Origin of the sequence: Micromonospora mirobrigensis (assembly GCF_900091555.1) — a bacterium.
GTDB classification, from domain to species: Bacteria; Actinomycetota; Actinomycetes; order Mycobacteriales; family Micromonosporaceae; genus Micromonospora; species Micromonospora mirobrigensis.
This window is the reverse complement of record NZ_FMCX01000001.1, coordinates 617210-634487: the sequence shown is the minus strand read 5'-3', so window position 1 is coordinate 634487 and position 17278 is coordinate 617210. Positions and strand designations below refer to the sequence as shown.

The window sequence follows — 17278 nt, the reverse complement described above, 5'->3', positions numbered from 1 at the left end:
CTCCGTCACAGATGGGGGTCCGGAGCGGGATTAGCGGAGCCCCCCGGGGAAAGATAGATGACGTGAACCCGAAGCGGATCCTTGTCGTTGGTGCCGGGCACGTTGGCCTGTACGCCGCTCTGCGCCTGTCCAAGAAGCTGAGCTCTCGTGAGGCCGAGGTCATCGTCGTCGACCCGCAGCCGCACATGACCTACCAGCCGTTCCTCCCCGAGGCGGCGGCGGGCAACATCTCGCCCCGGCACTCCGTGGTGCCGCTGCGGCGGGAGTTGCGCAGGTGTCGGGTCGTGGCGGGTGCGGTGACCCGGATCGACCACGACCGGAAGGTCGCGGTGGTCCAGCCGATCGTCGGCCCGACCCGGGAGATCGCGTACGACCACGTGGTGGTGGCGCCGGGTTCGGTCTCCCGCACCCTGCCGATCCCGGGCCTGCACGAGCAGGGCATCGGGTTCAAGACCATCGGTGAGGCGATCTTCCTCCGCAACCACGTGCTGGACCGGCTCGACGTGGCGGCCGCCACGACCGACCCGGAGGTCCGGCGCCGGGCGCTGACGTTCACCTTCGTCGGCGGCGGCTACGCCGGCATCGAGGCGCTGGCCGAGATGGAGGACATGGCGCGGGACGCCCTGCGCTACTACCCCGAGCTCGAGCCGGAGGACATGCGCTGGGTGCTGGTCGAGGCGACCAACCGGGTGCTGCCCGAGGTCGACCGGGACATGGGCGCCTACACCGTGCAGCAGCTGCTCAAGCGGAACATGGACATCCGGCTGGACACCCGCCTGGAGTCCTGCGTCGACGGGGTGGTCAAGCTCTCCGACGGTGACAGCTTCCGCTCGGACACCATCGTCTGGACGGCGGGCGTGAAGCCGTCGCCGATGCTGGACGCCACCGACTTCCCGCGCGACGAGCGCCGCCGGGTCACCTGCCTGCCCACGCTCCAGATCGTGGACGGCGACAGGGTGATCGAGGGCGCCTGGAGCGCCGGCGACTGTGCCGCCGTGCCGGACCTGACCAAGGAGCCGGGCAACTTCTGCTCGCCCAGCGCGCAGCACGCGGTCCGGCAGGCCGCCCGGATGGCCGACAACATCGCCCTGGTGATCCGCGGGCGGGAGCCGGTCGACTACAAGCACAAGCACGCGGGCAGCGTCGCCAGCCTCGGCCTGCACAAGGGCGTCGCCCAGGTGTACGGCGTGAAGATGACCGGCTGGCCGGCGTGGTTCATGCACCGGACGTACCACATGAGCCGGATCCCGTCGTTCAACCGCAAGGTGCGCGTGGTGGTCGACTGGTCGCTGGCGTTCTTCCTCAAGCGTGAGGTGGTCGCGCTCGGCCAGCTGCACGACCCGCGTGAGGAGTTCGTCGAGGCGTCGCAGCCGGTCGGCGCCCCGCGGGTCTGACCGACCTTCGCACGAAGGGCCTTCCCCCTCGGGGAGGGCCCTTCGTCGTGTCCGGGTCAGAGCCGCCAGGTCCAGGCGTCGGCGATCCGGGTGGCCGGGCCGTAGAGCTGCTCCAGGGTGGCGAGCAGGCGCGGTGCGTTCGGGGTGCCGTCGACGAGCGCGATGCAGGACGCCTGCCAGTAGTCCGCGTCCGCCGCGGCCTGCCGGCGCTGCTGCTCGCCGATGACCGGCTGCCCTCCGCGCTGGGCGACGTCGGCCAGCAGCGCGGAGGTGGGGCGCTTGTAGATGCCCATCGCCGCGGTGCCGTCCCGTCCGTACGGGCCGATGAAGAAGCCCTCGGGCAGCGCGAAACCGGCGTCGGCGGCGGCCGCCCAGCGCATCGGCCAGGGGTCCTTCGGGGTGGGCGGCGGCACCGGCACCAGCACCCCGCCGGGGCGTACGCACTGGCGCCAGTGCCCGGCGGTGACGAACTCGGGCAGCGGCGGCCGGTCGGCGGTGGGCAGCGGCATCGGCGCCACCGGCAGCAGCGCCACGGCGACCACCGCCGGGACCACCCAGCGGGCCGGTCCGGTCTCGCCGAGCGCCCGGTGCACGGCCAGCGCCAGCAGGGTGCCGAGCAGCGGCAGCACCGCCAGCGCGAAGCGCATCGGCAGCGCGCCGTCGACCACCGGCAGGCCGAGCAGCAGGGTGTACGGGCCGGGCAGGCGGCTGCGCTCGCCGGCCAGGACCAGCTCCGGGCCGAGCGAGAAGGCGGCCATCACCACCGCGGCCAGAAAGCACGCCACGACCAGCGGTCGACGGCCCAGCCACAGCGCGCAGCCGGCGGCCACCAGCAGCAGCGCCGGGCCGAGGAAGGCGTTGTACTCGGCCGGCCCGCTGGTCAGCCCCGCGGAGGAGTCGCTGCCGCCGACCGAGAGCGGGGAGAGCGTCCACCAGCTGGTCAGGTCCGCCGAGAAGTAGTGCGGGCTGAACATCCCGTCGGCGACCCCCTGCGGGCCGGCGAACTGGAACCACAGCGGGTACGCCAGCACCAGCCCGGACAGGCCGGCGGCGAGCAGCAGGCCACCGGCGAGGCCGGGCAGCACCCGGCGGGCAAGGTGGCGGTCGGCCACGGCGTACCCGATGGTCATGATCAGCAGGGTGAGCGCGGCGAGGAAGAGGACCTCCTCGCCGATGAAGACCTGGACGGTGACCACGACGGCCAGGCCGAGCGCTGAGGTGACCACCCGGCGGCGGTCCGGCCCGGCACCGTCCGGGCGGCCCAGCGGGTCGGCGGCCCGGACCAGGCGGACCACCAGCCAGACGATCACCGGGACCAGCCACTGCGCGGTCATGTGCAGGTGGCTGTTGGTCTGCGAGACCATGCCGGGGCCGAAGCCGCAGAGGGCGGCGCCGACCACGGCGGCGGCCCGGCGCACCCGGACGGTGCGGTGCAGGAGGAGATACCAGGCCAGCGCGGTGCCGGCGAGGTTCAGGCCGGCCAGCAGGGCGAAGCTGACCGGTGCGCCGAGCAGCAGGGTGACCGGGGCGAACAGCACCCCGAGCACGATGACCGACGTGTTGGCCATCATGTTCACCCCGTCGGGGGCGTTGAGCAGCTCGGTGAGCAGGTGCAGGTCGCCGCGCAGCGCCCGGGCGTCGACGGCCAGGAACCACTCGTAGAGGGTCTGGTCGGCGGGGTTGAGGGCCAGCATCCGGCCGTTGGGGTTCGGCCACAGGCCGTGGGTGAGCCAGCCCGCGGCGAGCAGGAAGGCCAGCGCCACCAGCAGGTCGCGCCGGTGCCGGCGGGCCGCCGCGGCCACCTGTCCGGCCCGCCGCCGGACGGCGGCGACCGGGCGCACGGGCCGGGCCGGGCCGGTCGGCGGGTCGGCGGGGCGGGGTTCCGTGGCCGGGGTGGCGTCGGGAGCCGGCGGGGCTGTGCTGGTCACGGCCTCGACCCTAACGGGGGGACCGTCGGGGTACGCCGGGTGGCGGGGCAACGGCTACCGTGTGATTGCACCGGCGCACCTCGGACGTGTCCGGTGTCGCCCGCCCGGGTGGTGGAACGGCAGACACGGCCGCCTTAAAAGCGGCTGCCGAAAGGCGTGCGGGTTCGACCCCCGCCCCGGGCACCGAGACTCTCAGCTTTCCCACAGCTTCGCGTTCGGCGCGCGTCATGTGCTGCCTCTACGCTAGAGAGTGCACGTTCCACGTGCGACGACCCCCTGAGGGAGGCCAGAGAAGTGAAGACCACGAACCCGGTGCTCGCCCGGCTCGGCCAGGCGGCCGAGCGGGAGCGGGCGGCCGGGTACGCCCAGCCCGGGCCGTACGGACAGCCCGGTTACCCCCAGCAGTCTGCGCCGTACCAGCAGTACCCGACCGGGGCCGGTTACCCGGCGGCCCCGCCCACCGTGACCCCGATGACCCTGGACGACGTGGTCGTCAAGACGGTCACGTTGCTCGCCATCCTCGGCGCCTCCGCGGCCGCCGCCTGGATCCTCGTGCCGGACGCCCTGGTCGGCGTCGCCTGGATCGGCGCGGCCGTCGTCGGCCTGGCGCTGGGCCTGATCATCTCGTTCTCGCGGATGGCGAACCCCGCCCTGGTGGTGGCGTACTCGGTCGTCGAGGGCGTCTTCGTCGGCATGGTGAGCAAGGCGTTCAACTCGCTCTACGACGGCATCGTGCTCCAGGCCGTGGTGGCGAGCTTCGGCGTCTTCTTCCTGATGGCGATGATCTACAAGGCGCGGATCATCCGGGCCACCCCGAAGTTCGCCCGGATCATGGTCTCGATCATGGTGGGCCTCTTCGCGGTCATGCTGATCAACCTCGTGTTCGCGCTCTTCGGCGTCAACACCGGCCTGCGCGACGGCAGCCCGCTGGCCATCGGCTTCAGCCTGGTCTGCATCGTGGTGGCGTCGCTGAGCTTCGTGCTCAACTTCGCCGACATCGAGAACGGCGTCCGGATGGGGCTTCCGCAGCGCTACTCGTGGACCGCCGCCTTCGGCATCGTCGTCGGCCTGGTCTGGCTCTACATCGAGATCCTGCGCCTGCTCAGCTACTTCCAGGGCGACGACTGACCCGCGCCGCTCCCGGACAACCGGCGCCCGTTCCCGCACACCGCGGGGGCGGGCGCCGTCCTCGTTGCGGCGGAACACCCGCGCCGTGGAGGTAAGGAGGGGCCCCTTCTTAACGCTTTTCGTATAGCAGGGGCCCCCTCTTAACACCTCGGCGGGCGCGGGCGGGCCGGGTCCGTAGACTCGACGGCGATGAGCGCAGCGGAACTGGACCGGGCGGTGGAGCTGCTGGTCCGTCAGGTCGGGCACTGGCAGCAGCCCCGGTGGGCGGCGATCGCCACCGGTGGGAACGCCTCCCGGGCGGACCTGGTGCACAAGCTGGTGCAGGAGATCGCCAACCTGGCCGCCGACGCCGAGGGGGAGCCCCGGCGAACGGTGCCCCGGCTCGACAACGACCTCGCCCTGCCCGACCAGCTCCGGGTGGTCGCCGCCGACCTGGTCGCGGCGACCCCGGCCGACGACGTCCTGGCCGCGGCCACGGCGGCGGTGACCGCCACCCGCTCGACCCTGTGACAGCGCTGCACCCCCGCCCGGTTCCCCGGCGAGGGTGCAGCGTCGGGTGGATCAGCTGAGGCGTTCGAGGACCATGGCCATGCCCTGGCCGCCGCCGACGCACATCGTCTCCAGACCGATGGTCTTGTCGTGCCAGCTCAGGGCGTTGAGCAGGGTGCCGGTGATCCGGGCGCCGGTCATGCCGAACGGGTGGCCGACGGCGATCGCCCCGCCCATCACGTTCAGCTTCTCCTCCGCGATGCCCAGCTGGCGGTAGGAGGGGATGACCTGGGCGGCGAACGCCTCGTTGATCTCCACGAGGTCGACGTCGTCGATGGTCATGCCGGCCCGCCTCAACGCCTGCTTCGACGCCTCCACCGGACCGAGGCCCATGATCTCCGGAGACAGCGCGGTGACGCCGGTGGAGACGATCCGGGCCAGCGGCGTGAGCCCCAGATCCTTCGCCCGCTGGGCGCTCATGATCACCACGGCGGCGGCGCCGTCGTTGAGCGGGCAGCAGTTGCCGGCGGTGATCCGCCCGTCGGGACGGAACACCGGCTTCAGCTCCGACACCGCCTCCAGGGTCACTCCGGCACGCGGGCCGTCGTCGGTGCTCACCACCGTGCCGTCCGGCGTGGTGACCGGGGTGATCTCCCGGGCCCAGAAGCCGTCCGCGATGGCCTTCTCGGCGAGGTTCTGGCTGCGTACGCCGAACTCGTCCATGTCCGCGCGGGTCACGTCGTACGCCTGGGCGAGGTTCTCGGCGGTCTGCCCCATGGTCAGGTAGATGTCCGGGAGCCGGCCGTCCTCGCGCGGGTCGGTCCACACCTCGGCGCCGCCCTGTGCGCGCCGCTCGGAGCGCTGCCGGGCCTCGGCGAAGCGCGGGTTCTCCCAGCCGCCGCCGACCAGCGCCTGCGCCTCGGGGGGCAGGGCGTCGGAGTTGCCCCGGGCGTAGCGGGAGACCATCTCCACTCCGGCGGAGACGAACACGTCGCCCTCGCCGGCCCGGATCGCGTGCATCGCCATCCGGGTGGTCTGGAGGGACGAGGCGCAGTAGCGGGTGAGCGTCGCGCCGGGCAGCCCGTCCAGGCCCATCAGGGTGGCCACCACCCGGGCCATGTTGAAGCCCTGCTCGCCGCCGGGCAGGCCGCAGCCCAGGTAGAGATCCTCGATCTCGGTCGGGTCGAGCTGGGGGATCTTGTCCAGGGCGGCCTGGACGATGGTGGCGGCGAGGTCGTCCGGACGGACCTCGCGCAGGGAACCCTTGAACGCCCGGCCGATGGGGGACCGGGCGGTGGCGACGATGACGGCGTCGCGGGACGACTCGATCGGCATGAACCAACGTTAACCCGCCGGTAACTTGGCGCGGAAGCAGACCGCCCGGCGGGAAATGTCACCCGCGGCGGCCCGCAGCCGCGTTCACTGCCGGGAGGAGACGTTCGCGGCGGCGGCCACCGCCGGGAGCAGGGCGTGCGCCCATACCCGGTACCCGTCCGCGGACGGGTGGTAGCCGTCGTGGCAGAGGGTGCCGGCGTCGGCGCGGAACACCGGCCCGGTCTCGGTGCCCAGGTCGACGACCGTCCCACCGGCCTCCAACACGGCGGCGGTCTGCGCCCGGGCGATCCGCCGACCGGACCAGCCCACCACCTGCCGCAGCGGCGCGGCGATCGCGCGTACCGCGCCCAGGTCGGGGCAGGTGCCCACGACCACCTGCACCCGCACCTCGCGCAGCCGGCGGACCGCCGCCGCGAGATAGGCGGCCGACTCGGTGGGACGGCCCAGGGCGGTGGCGTCGTTCGCGCCGACCAGGATCACCGCCACGTCGGGTCGTTCGCCGAGCAGCGCCCGGGCCACCTGGGTGGCGAGGTCGGTGGAGCGGGAGCCGGAGACGCCGACGCTGGACAGGTGGACCCGGCGACCGGCCGGTCCCTCGGCCAGCAGGTGCGCCAGCTGGCCGCCGAGCGTGTCCTCGAAGCGGTCCACGCCGACGCCGAGCGCCGAGGCGTCACCGAGCAGCACCAGGCGCAGCGGAACGGCGGCGGCCCGACCCACGGTGGCCCGCAGCGCCAGGCCCAGCTCCGGCTCGGCGTACCGGCGGGTGCGGGCGGCGATGGCCTCGCCGGCGAGCACCGCCGCACCGCCGATCGTCCCCGCCGCCAGGGACAGCGCGGCCGCCCGGCCCAGCCGGACGGCGATCTCGCCACCGATGCCGCGTCCCGTCATGACGCCACCTCCCCTCGATCCCGATCGACCCGTGCCGGCTGCGCGCCCGATCCGACGATCCGCCGGCTCATGCCGTTCCCTCCAGTGTGGGGGAGTCGGTGGCCGGGCCGGACTGCGGCTGCTCGCCGACGCCGAAGAAGGCCCGCCGGCGCAGCTGCGCCCACCGGCCGGCCGGGCCCCGGTCACGACCGCGGACCTGGGTGCCGCTGACCTCCGTACCCGCGTGCCGGGCCGCCTCCTGCGCGGCTTCCGGCAGCGACCGTACGCCACCCACGGCGGCCGGCACGGGTCGGCGCTCGGGGCCGGCGCCGAGCGCGGAGATCACCGTCGGCAGCAGCGCGGCCACGGCCATCGCATAGCCCTCGGCCGACGGGTGGAACCGGTCCCAGGCGAACATCCGGGTCGGCTCGGCGGCGAACCGGGGGCCGAGCAGGTCGCCCAGGGAGACCGTCCAGCCGCCCGCCTCGACCACGGCCACCGTCTGCGCGGCGGCCAGCTGCCGGCTCCACCGCCGGGCCAGCCAGCGCAGCGGCGGCTGGATCGGCTGGATGGCGCCGAGGTCGGGGCAGGTGCCCACCACCACCTCGCAGCCGGCGGCGCGCAGCGCCCGGACCGCCTCCACCAGATAGCGCACGGCCAGCCCGGGCGGGGTGCGGTTGGTGACGTCGTTGCCGCCGATCAGGATCACCGCGACGTCCGGCTCGCACTCCAGGGCGGACTCGACCTGCGGTTTCAGCCCGGCGGAGAGGCTGCCGACGACGGCGAACCGGTGCACCCGGACCGGGCGGTGCAGCCGGCGGGTCAGGCCGGTGGCGAGTAGCGCGCCCGGCGTCTCCCGGCGGCGGTGCACGCCGTACCCGGCGGCGGAGGAGTCGCCGAGGACGACCATGGTGATCGGCCGGCCGGGGAACTTCGCGCCGTACACCCCGTCGCAGCGGGGCGGGGGCGCCTCGGCCATCGGGATGGTGCGTCGCGCCTGCCGGGCCTGGCCGAGCAGCACCCCGCCGGTCGCGGCGGCGGCCGCGGCCGTGGCGCCCGTGCCGATCGCCGCCAGGCGGGCGATCCGCCTCGCGCGCTGCCAACCCGCTACGGGCGGTACGACGGAACCAACGTCCCCCATACCGCGACATTATCGCGCCCCGACGACAACGCCCGCTGTCGTCATGACGGCCGATACGTGCCTGGGAAGCGACGGAACTGGGTACCTGTTCCGACAGTGCCGGCAGCGGCGCGGACGGTGATCGGCCCGCCGGCCGGACTTGCGCGCGGGCGGCATCCTGACGGCGTGGAGAGGGGCGGGAACGATGGGTAGGACCCTGCAACGACGAGCGGCCTTCACGGCACTGGCGAGGGCGGTGGCCGCCGGTGCCCGGGGCGGGCCCTCGCTCGGCACCCGACTGGCGGCGTTGCCCCGGATGATCCGGGCCACCGCCAGCGGCGAGTACGACGGCGGCCTGCGGCTGGCCCTGATGGCGGCGGCCACCGCGTACGTCGTCTCGCCGCTGGACGTGGTCCCCGAGCTGTTCCTGACCGTGCTCGGCCTGGTGGACGACGCGGTCATGGTCACCTGGCTGGCCGGCAGCGTGCTGTCGGAGACCGAGCGCTTCCTGGAGTGGGAGGCACGTCGCAGCTCCGTCATCCCAGGGCATGTGACGCCCTGACGGGACGTACCCTGGGCGCGGACACGCGAGTCATCTGCCCGGCGCCGCAGCCGGTGCCGGAGGAGAAGGACACAACGAGGTGCAGTACTACGACAACGTCGTCGAGCTGATCGGGAACACCCCGCTGGTGCGACTGCGCAACGTCACCGAGGGCATCCAGGCCACGGTGCTGGCGAAGGTGGAGTACGTCAACCCGGGCGGTTCGGTCAAGGACCGGATCGCGCTGCGCATGGTCGAGGACGCCGAGGCGGCCGGCCTGCTCAAGCCGGGTGGCACCATCGTCGAGCCGACCAGCGGCAACACCGGCGTCGGGCTGGCCCTGGTGGCCCAGCTCAAGGGCTACAAGTGCGTCTTCGTCTGCCCCGACAAGGTCAGCGAGGACAAGCGCAACGTGCTCAAGGCGTACGGCGCGGAGGTGGTGGTCTGCCCGACGGCGGTGGCCCCGGAGGACCCCCGGTCCTACTACAACGTCTCCGACCGGCTGACCCGGGAGATCCCGGGCGCGTGGAAGCCCGACCAGTACAGCAACCCGGCCAACCCGCGCTCGCACTACGAGACGACCGGCCCGGAGCTGTGGAAGCAGACCGAGGGGCGGATCACCCACTTCGTGACCGGCGTGGGCACCGGCGGCACCATCTCGGGCATCGGCCGCTACCTCAAGGAGGCCTCCGAGGGGCGGGTGAAGGTGATCGGCGCGGACCCGGAGGGCTCGGTCTACTCCGGCGGCACCGGCCGGCCGTACCTGGTCGAGGGGGTCGGTGAGGACTTCTGGCCGACCACGTACGACCGCGGGGTGGCCGACGAGATCATCGAGGTCTCCGACAAGGACTCGTTCGAGATGACCCGGCGGCTGGCCCGCGAGGAGGGGCTGCTGGTCGGCGGCTCCTGCGGGATGGCCGTGGTGGGCGCCCTGGAGGTGGCCCGCAAGGCCGGCCCGGACGACGTGATCGTGGTGCTGCTGCCCGACGGCGGCCGGGGCTACCTGTCCAAGATCTTCAACGACAGGTGGATGGCCCGGTACGGCTTCCTCGACGACTCGGGCAGCGAGGCGACCGTCGCCGACGCCCTCGCCGGCAAGCCGGGTGGGATCCCCGAGCTGGTGCACGTGCACCCGACCGAGACGGTCCGCGACGCGATCGACTACATGCGCGAGTACGGCGTCTCCCAGCTGCCGGTGCTGAAGGCGGAGCCGCCGGTGGTGACCGGTGAGGTGGCCGGCTCGATCGCCGAGCGGGACCTGCTCGACGCCCTCTTCACCGGGCAGGCGCACCTGCACGACACCATCGAGCGGCACATGGCCGAGCCGCTGCCGATGATCGGCGGCGGTCAGCCGGTGAGCGAGGCGGTCGGCCTGCTGGAGAAGTCCGACGCGGCGCTGGTGCTGGTCGACGGCAAGCCGAAGGGCGTGCTGACCCGGCAGGACCTGCTGGCCCACCTCGGCGCCCGCTGACGCGCAACGAAGGGCCCCCTGGCAACGCTTCTCGTATGGCAGGGGGCCCCTCCTCACACCGCACGCTCGTAGCGGAGCTGGGGAACCTCGACCGGACCGATCCGGTCCCGGCGCTCCGCGCCGGTGGGCCGCCAGCCGCCCCGTTCGTAGAAGGCCCGGGCGTGCGTGTTCTGCCGGAGCACCCAGAGCACCGCCCGGCTGAAGCCCCGGTCCCGCATGGCGGCCAGCGCGTCGACCATCAGCGCCCGGCCGGTGCCCCGACCGCGCTCGTCCGGCTCCAGGTGGATGGCGTTGAGCAGCCCGGTCGCCGGGTCGCCTTCGTCGTCCGGGCCGAGATAGCTGAAGCCGACCAGCCGCCCGTCGCGCTCGGCGACGGTCATCCGGTGGTCGGCGCCCTCCCAGACCAGCCGCTCGACCCAGTAGCGGCCCATCTCCTCCGGGGTGGGCGAGGCCAGCGCCTCGGCCGACAGGAACCCGGAGTAGGCCGAGGTCCGGGAGCGCTGGTGCATCGCCCCCACCGCCATCAGGTCGTCGCCGGTGGCGGGACGCAGCGTGATCGTCACCCGGCCGAGGCTACCTGCCGGGGCGGCACCGGCACGGTGGTCAGGTCCTCGGCGATCACCAGGTCGCCGGCGAAGTGCTCGCGGGCCTCGTCGTGGAAGCGCCGCGGGTCGGCGTACCGCTGGGAGAAGTGGGTGAGCACGAGCCTGCGTACCCCCGACTCGGTGGCCACCCGCGCGGCCTGGCCGGCGGTCAGGTGGCCGACCTCGGCGGCCAGCGCGGCCTCCGAGTCGAGGAAGGTCGACTCGATGACCAGCAGGTCGGCCCGTTCGGCGAGGGCGTACACGCCGTCGCAGAGGCCGGTGTCCATGACGAAGGCGAACCGCTGCCCGGGGCGGGGCTCGCTCACCTCGTCGCGGGTGACGCGACGCCCGCCGACGTCCAGGTGGCCGACGCGTTGCAGCTCGCCGACGGCCGGCCCGCCGATCCCGTACGCGGACAGCCGCTCCGGCAGCATCCGGCAGCCGTCCGGCTCGACCAGCCGGTAGCCGTACGTCTCGATGGGGTGGCGCAGCCGGCGGGCCTCCAGGGTGCCGGCGCGCAGGGCGATCCGCTGCCCGTCCGTGGTGATCGGCTCGACGGCCAGCTCGGCGGTCTCGTGGAAGGAGCTGGCGTGCCGGAGCCGGGCGAAGTATTCCGCCCCGCCGGCCGGGAAGTGCACCGCCACCGGGTGCGGGACCCGGTCCAGGGAGAGCCGCTGGATGGTGCCGGGCAGGCCGAGGCAGTGGTCGCCGTGGAAGTGGGTGACGCAGATCCGGGTCAGGTCGGTGGCGGTGACGCCGGTGTGCAGGAGTTGACGCTGGCTGCCCTCGCCCGGGTCGAAGAGGATCACCTCGTCGTCCCAGCGCAGGACGTAGCCGTTGTGGTTGCGTCTCCGGGTGGGGGCCTGACTGGCGGTGCCCAGCACCACCAGCTCGCGCATCGACACCGGGATCTCCTGGGTATGAAGCGACCCCCGGGGCGCTCCGCGCTCGCGCACGGGCCGACTGGACTGGGTCGGCACCCCGGGGGTCGGGTGGCTGTCGTGGATTCGCCGCACCGCTGCCACACGGTCTCGACGATGGTGCTGTGCCCGCCTCGCGGCGGACGAGTTCACTGTCGAGGACAGCGGCTAGCGGACAGCCACCTCACGAGTCCGATTGCTATACAAGTCTGGACCACCTCCCTTCGCGTGTACCGCCACGCTATCCACTTCTCCGGGGCAACGACAACGGTTTTCTGATCACAGGCCGGCGGGGAATACCGGCGGGATCAGTCGATGCCGATCGGGCCCTCGCGCGGCCCCTCCTCGTTCGCCGGCTGCACCGCCAGCGACGGGAAGTCCGCCAGGTCGCCCTCCGGCTCGGCGTCCCACTCCGGGAAGACCAGGTCACTCTGGAGGTAGAGGCAGAGCAGCTGGGTGAGCTGCGCGAGCCCGTCCAGGTGGGTGCGCTCGTGCCCGTGGGTGGCGTCGACGCCGAAGCCGAGCAGCGCCACCCGGGCGTGCGCGCCCGCCTCGACCGCCGCGGCCACGTCCGAGCGGTAGTAGTCGAAGACGTCGCGGACCAGGTCCACGCCGTGCTCGCCGGCGATCCGGGCCAGGTTGCGGGTGAGGTGGTAGTCGAACGGGCCGACCCCGTCGCCCATCGCCAGGGTCGCCGCGTCCTCCCGGGACTGCTGGCCGGGCGCCACCACCGCCGCGTCCACCGAGACGATCTCGGCGACGTCCGGGTCGAGCCCGTGGCTGGCCCCGTGGCCGATCTCCTCGGTGACGGTGACCAGCAGGTGGGCGGTGACCGCCGGGGTGACGCCCGCGTCGACCATCGCCTTGAACGCGGTCAGCACGGCCGCCACCCCGGCCTTGTCGTCGAGGTGCCGGGACTTGACGTACCCGCTCGTGGTGATCATCGGGTTGGGCAGGAAGGCCACGAAGTCCCCGGCGTCGATGCCCAGGGCGCGCAGCCCGGCGATGTCCTGCACCGGCTCGTCGACCCGCAGCTCCACCAGCTCCCAGCCGACGCCCTGGAGGTCGACGCCCTCGTTGTAACGGTGCCCGCTGGCCTTGAGCGGGAGGATCTGGCCGGTGACCACCCGGTCCAGGTCGTCGGTGAAGATCCGCACGTGCGCGCCCTCGGCGAACCGGGCGCTGTGCGTACCGACCGGCGTCACCTCCAGCCGGCCGTTCTCCTTCAACCGCTTGACCATGCCGCCGATCGTGTCGGTGTGCACCACGATCGCCCGGTCGGCGCCGGTGGACCGGGGACCGGGCAGGCAGGCGCTCAGCGCGCCCCGCCGGGTCAGCGTCGAGGAGACGCCGAGGGCGGAGAGCCGCTCGCCGACGTACTGCTGGATGTGGTCGGTACGCCCCGAGGGGCTGGGGATCTCCAGCAGCTCCAGCAGCACCTGCCGGAGGTAGTCGAGGTCGAGCTTCAGCGGGGTGGGGGCACGTCCGGTCATGCCGGAGAGCTTGCCGCACCCGCCGGGGACCAGAGCCGTTGCGGTGCCCGGGTCCCGGGGAAGAGCAGGTCGACGAAGCGTTCGGCGGTCGGCTGCGGCTCGTGGTTGGCCAGGCCGGGCCGCTCGTTCGCCTCGATGAAGACGTGCTCGGGCCGGTCGGGAGAGGGAACCAGCAGGTCCAGCCCGGTGACCGGGATGTCCAGCGCCCGGCTGGCCGCGACGCACGCCTCGGCGATCTCCGGGTGCAGCTCCCCGGTCACGTCGTGGATGGTGCCTCCGGTGTGCAGGTTGGCGGTCCGCCGGACGGCCAGGACCGTGCCCTCGGGCAGCACGTCGTGCAGCTCGTACCCGGCCTCGGCGATCACCTCGCGGGTCATGTCGTCCAGCGGGATCCGGGACTCGCCCCCGGTGGCGGCGGCCCGGCGGCGGCTCTGCCGCTCGATCAGCTCGGCGATGTCGTGCACCCCGTCGCCGGTCACCTGGGCGGGGCGGCGCACGGCCGCGGCGACCACCTCGTGGTCGATGACGATCACCCGCAGGTCCTCGCCCTCGCGCAGCTCCTCGATCAGCACCTCGGGGCAGAACCGGCGGGCCAGCTCGACGGCGGCGGCCAGCGCCTCGGGGGTGCGCACCCCGACGGTGATGCCGTTGCCCTGCTCGCCGCGGGCCGGCTTGACCACGACCCGGCCGGCCTCGGCCAGGAAGGCGGCGTCGTCGGCGTCGCCGGTGGCGGTCCGGCCGCGCGGCACCGACAGGCCCGCCTCGGTGAGGATCCGCCGGGTGACCCGCTTGTCGTCGCAGCGGCTCATCGCCACCGCCGAGGTCAGCTCGGAGAGCGACTCGCGGGTGTGGACGGTCCGGCCGCCGCTGGTCAGCCGCAGCTCACCCCAGGTCGGGTCGGTCACCTCGACCCGGATGCCGCGCCGCATCGCCTCGTCGGCGACGATCTTCGCGTACGGGTTGAGCTCGTCGTACCCCGCGGGCATGGCGGGCAGGAAGAGCCGCTCGTTGATCGGGTTCTTCCGCTTCACGCAGAGCGTCGCCGTGCGGTAGAAGCCGAGCCGCTCGTAGAGCCGGATGGCGCCGGTGTTCTCGGCCAGCACCGACAGGTCGACGAAGGCCCGCCCGCGGGCGGTGAGCCGGGCCGCCAGGTCGGTCAGCAGCGCCTGCCCGGTGCCGGGCGGCGCGGTGTTGAAGTCCACGGTGAGGCACCAGAGGCTGGCGCCGTTCTCCGGGTCGGCGAAGACCGCCACGTGGTCGACGCCGGTGATGGTGCCGACGACCTCGCCGGTGGCGTCCTCGGCGACCAGGTGCAGGAAGCGGTCGGTGCGGGCGTTGTCGACCAGCACCTCCACCGGCGCGGTCACCATGCCGTTGCGGGCGTAGATCCGGTTCACCGCGTCCGCGTCGGCGGCGTCGCGCAGCGGCCGGATCCGCAGCCCGGGGAGCTCCGAGCCGTCCCGGCCGGAGGTGCCCTCGGTCGTCTCCCGGGTCGCCGCGGTGACCACGTCGTCCGTGCGGGCCGGCCGGTCGCCGCCCAGCGGCAGCCGGTAGGTCAGCGACGGGTCGATGAAGAGCTCGTCGGGGAGGCGGGACACCAGCACGTGCGGGTCGCGCAGGTAGATGCAGATGTCCCGGGCGCCGGCCGCCTCGGAGCGCAGCACCCGCGCCACCGCGGCCTGGTCGCCGCCGAAGGTCTGGCCGAAGACCAGCCGGCCCCAGCCGCAGTCCAGCACCACGCCGTCGCGGTCGGCGGTCGACTCGGGCTCGTGCGTGCCCGGCGCCACCGGGTCGCCGCCCGGGCCGACCCGCTCCCGCCGCCGGCCCAGCACCCGTTCCCGGTCGGTACGCGCCCCGCCGGTCGCCATCGTGTCGGTCACGGTCAGTCGATTCCGTGGCTCTGGAGCCACATTTCCAGGAGTCCCAGTTGCCACAGCTTGTTTCCGTTCAACGGGGTGAGTTCGGCGTTCGGGTCGGCGAGCAGCGCGTCGACGTAGTCGGCGCGGTACAGGTCGCGGCGGCGGGCCTCGGGGGCGTGCAGCGCGTCGCGTACCCGGTCGAGGAGCTTGCCCTCGAGGTGGGTGAGGCCCGGCACCGGGAAGTAGCCCTTCGGCCGGTCGATGACCTCGTGCGGGAGGACCCGCCGACCGATCTCCTTGAGCACGCCCTTGCCGCCCTGGGCCAGCTTCAGCTCCGGCGGGCAGCTCGCGGCCAGCTCCACGAACTCGTGGTCGAGGAAGGGCACCCGGGCCTCCAGCCCGTGCGCCATGGTCATGTTGTCGACCCGCTTCACCGGGTCGTCGGTCAGCATGACCTGGGTGTCGATCCGCAGGCCGGCGTCGACGGCGGTCTGCGCGCCGGGCCGGTTCAGGTGGGCGGCGACGAACTCGCGCGCCGGGTCGCCCTCGGCCAGCCAGGCCGGGTTGAGCACCCGGGCCAGGCCGGCCGCGTCGCGGTCGAAGAACGCCTTCGCGTACGTCTCGAGCGCCTGCTCCCGGTCCACGCCGGCCAGCGGCGGGTACCAGTGGTAGCCGCCGAGGATCTCGTCCGCGCCCTGCCCGGACTGGACGACCTTGACGTGCCGGGCGACCTCCTGACTGAGCAGGTAGAACGCCACGCAGTCGTGGCTGACCATCGGCTCGCTCATCGCGGCGACGGCCGCCTCCAGCGGCGGGACCAGGTCACCGGTGGGCACCTTGATCTGGTGGTGGTCGGTGCCGAAGGTCTTGGCGACCAGGTCGGAGTAGACGAACTCGTCGCCCTCCCGGCCGCCGACCGCGTCGAAGCCGATGGAGAAGGTGGAGAGCCCGGAGCGGGTCTGCCCCTCGCCGGCCAGCAGGGCGACCACCAGGCTGGAGTCGAGGCCGCCGGAGAGGAGCACGCCCACCGGGACGTCGGCGACCATCCGGCGGCGTACGGCGGTGGTCAGCGACTCCAGCAGCGCGTCCTGCCAGTCCCGCTCGGACCAGCCGGCCCGCTCGGCGGAGCGGGTGAACGACGGGTCCCAGTAGACCCGCTCGGAGGTCCGGCCGTCCGGCTCGTAGACCCGGACGGTGGCCGGGGGCAGCTTGGCCACGCCGCGCAGGATGGTCCGCGGCGGGGGCACGATGCTGTGGAAGCTCAGGTAGTGGGCCAGCGCCACCGGGTCGATGCCGGTGTCGATGCCGCCACCGGCGAGCAGCGCCGGCAGGGTGCTCGCGAAGCGGACCACGCCGGGGGTCTCGGCGACGTAGAGCGGCTTGATGCCGAGCCGGTCCCGGACCAGCACCAGCCGGCCGGTGTCCCGCTCGGTGATCGCCACGGCGAACATGCCGATCAGGTGGTCGACGAAGTCGGTCCCCCACTCGGCGTACGCCTTGAGCACCACCTCGCTGTCGCCGGAGGAGAAGAAGGTGTGGCCCTTGGCCTGGAGCTCCTGGCGCAGCTCACGGTAGTTGTAGATGCAGCCGTTGAAGACCCCGGTCAGGCCGGCCCCGGCGTCGACCAGGGGCTGGCCGCTCGCGGCGGAGAGGTCGATGATCTTCAGACGTCGGTGACCGAGGGCCACCGGCCCCTGCGACCAGGTGCCGCCGTCGTCGGGCCCCCGGTCGTTCATGGTGGCCGCCATCCGCTCCACCGCCGCCACGTCGGCCCGTGAGCCGTCCCGCCGGAACTCGCCTGCCAGTCCGCACATGGCACGCAATGCTGCCAGAGGTTGTTGCAGTTCGCCTGTTGAGCTGATGACGATTGTGTGACGGCGTTGCTATGATGCGCGACCCCACTGGGCTTGCGGTTGGCCGCTGACCCGTCGTTCCGGACATCCACCCCCCGGAGGCCCCCGTCGTCCGGTTGGGGGCGCCACGGGTGCTGTGACCAATCCCGCAATCGCCGAACGGGCTCGGCGGGGGTCGTCGCGCGACCTCGGATCGATGAGATCGGCCAGGGTGGACGGCAAACCTGGCCAGGCAGTGAATTGCGTCACTCGGCTTCCTGACCCTGTGTTACGTCGCGGGTCGTCCGCCGGCCTCG

At 73.3% G+C, this 17278-nt stretch carries 13 protein-coding genes, 1 tRNA gene and 1 pseudogene; 6 read left to right on the top strand and 9 right to left on the bottom strand.

The window, feature by feature from the left end:
* The first annotated feature begins 62 nt into the window (after positions 1 to 62).
* The gene (locus tag GA0070564_RS02970; RefSeq protein WP_091602060.1) at positions 63 to 1394 is read left to right on the top strand and encodes an NAD(P)/FAD-dependent oxidoreductase; all 1332 of its coding nucleotides are present in this window, start codon (positions 63 to 65) and stop codon (positions 1392 to 1394) included.
* 56 nt (positions 1395 to 1450) lie between these two features.
* On the opposite strand, the gene GA0070564_RS02965 is transcribed toward GA0070564_RS02970, so the two are convergent.
* On the bottom strand, positions 1451 to 3322 hold the full coding sequence (locus GA0070564_RS02965; protein ID WP_245669793.1) for a DUF6311 domain-containing protein: 1872 nt from the start codon (positions 3320 to 3322) through the stop codon (positions 1451 to 1453).
* Positions 3323 to 3424: 102 nt separating this feature from the next.
* Here GA0070564_RS02965 and GA0070564_RS02960 point away from each other — a divergent pair.
* From GA0070564_RS02960 to GA0070564_RS02950, 3 genes are all read left to right on the top strand, one after another.
* Positions 3425 to 3505 (top strand) — tRNA-Leu (locus GA0070564_RS02960).
* A 111-nt stretch (positions 3506 to 3616) separates the two neighbouring features.
* Positions 3617 to 4450, top strand: coding sequence for a Bax inhibitor-1/YccA family protein (locus GA0070564_RS02955; protein ID WP_091602057.1), 834 nt, complete (start codon positions 3617 to 3619; stop codon positions 4448 to 4450).
* A 189-nt stretch (positions 4451 to 4639) separates the two neighbouring features.
* The gene (locus GA0070564_RS02950) at positions 4640 to 4960 is read left to right on the top strand and encodes a hypothetical protein (RefSeq protein ID WP_091602054.1); all 321 of its coding nucleotides are present in this window, start codon (positions 4640 to 4642) and stop codon (positions 4958 to 4960) included.
* Between the two features lie 51 nt (positions 4961 to 5011).
* Here the strand turns inward: GA0070564_RS02950 and GA0070564_RS02945 are convergent, their stop codons facing one another.
* The 3 genes and pseudogenes from GA0070564_RS02945 to GA0070564_RS02935 form a co-directional block, all read right to left on the bottom strand.
* Positions 5012 to 6274: an acetyl-CoA C-acetyltransferase gene (locus GA0070564_RS02945; protein ID WP_091602051.1), complete on the bottom strand. Its 1263-nt coding sequence runs from the start codon at positions 6272 to 6274 to the stop codon at positions 5012 to 5014.
* Between the two features lie 84 nt (positions 6275 to 6358).
* Complete coding sequence (locus GA0070564_RS02940) at positions 6359 to 7162, bottom strand: SGNH/GDSL hydrolase family protein (RefSeq protein WP_091602048.1); 804 nt, start codon at positions 7160 to 7162, stop codon at positions 6359 to 6361.
* Positions 7159 to 8282: pseudogene (locus tag GA0070564_RS02935) on the bottom strand (SGNH/GDSL hydrolase family protein). The gene GA0070564_RS02940 and the pseudogene GA0070564_RS02935 overlap by 4 nt, the downstream one beginning before the upstream one ends.
* A 184-nt stretch (positions 8283 to 8466) precedes the next feature.
* On the opposite strand from GA0070564_RS02935, the gene GA0070564_RS02930 reads away from it, so the two are divergent.
* Both GA0070564_RS02930 and GA0070564_RS02925 read left to right on the top strand, forming a co-directional pair.
* Positions 8467 to 8823 carry a YkvA family protein gene (locus GA0070564_RS02930; protein WP_091602042.1) on the top strand — a complete coding sequence of 119 codons (357 nt, stop codon included), beginning with the start codon at positions 8467 to 8469 and terminating at the stop codon, positions 8821 to 8823.
* Positions 8824 to 8902: 79 nt separating this feature from the next.
* Positions 8903 to 10273 (top strand): cystathionine beta-synthase, encoded by a 1371-nt coding sequence (locus GA0070564_RS02925; RefSeq protein ID WP_091602039.1) that lies wholly within the window; start codon positions 8903 to 8905, stop codon positions 10271 to 10273.
* A gap of 53 nt (positions 10274 to 10326) precedes the next feature.
* Here the strand turns inward: GA0070564_RS02925 and GA0070564_RS02920 are convergent, their stop codons facing one another.
* From GA0070564_RS02920 to GA0070564_RS02900, 5 genes are all read right to left on the bottom strand, one after another.
* Positions 10327 to 10836, bottom strand: coding sequence for a GNAT family N-acetyltransferase (locus GA0070564_RS02920; protein WP_091602036.1), 510 nt, complete (start codon positions 10834 to 10836; stop codon positions 10327 to 10329).
* Positions 10833 to 11762 carry a ribonuclease Z gene (locus GA0070564_RS02915; RefSeq protein WP_091602033.1) on the bottom strand — a complete coding sequence of 310 codons (930 nt, stop codon included), beginning with the start codon at positions 11760 to 11762 and terminating at the stop codon, positions 10833 to 10835. The genes GA0070564_RS02920 and GA0070564_RS02915 overlap by 4 nt, the downstream gene beginning before the upstream one ends.
* Positions 11763 to 12085: 323 nt before the next feature.
* Positions 12086 to 13270, bottom strand: coding sequence for an osmoprotectant NAGGN system M42 family peptidase (locus GA0070564_RS02910; RefSeq protein WP_091602030.1), 1185 nt, complete (start codon positions 13268 to 13270; stop codon positions 12086 to 12088).
* A complete protein-coding gene (ngg, locus tag GA0070564_RS02905) occupies positions 13267 to 15150 on the bottom strand; it encodes an N-acetylglutaminylglutamine synthetase (protein ID WP_091602027.1) in 1884 nt (627 codons plus the stop codon). Before ngg ends, GA0070564_RS02910 begins: the two co-directional genes overlap by 4 nt.
* 2 nt (positions 15151 to 15152) lie before the next feature.
* Positions 15153 to 16943 carry an N-acetylglutaminylglutamine amidotransferase gene (locus tag GA0070564_RS02900; RefSeq protein ID WP_091602024.1) on the bottom strand — a complete coding sequence of 597 codons (1791 nt, stop codon included), beginning with the start codon at positions 16941 to 16943 and terminating at the stop codon, positions 15153 to 15155.
* Between the last annotated feature and the right edge of the window lie 335 nt (positions 16944 to 17278).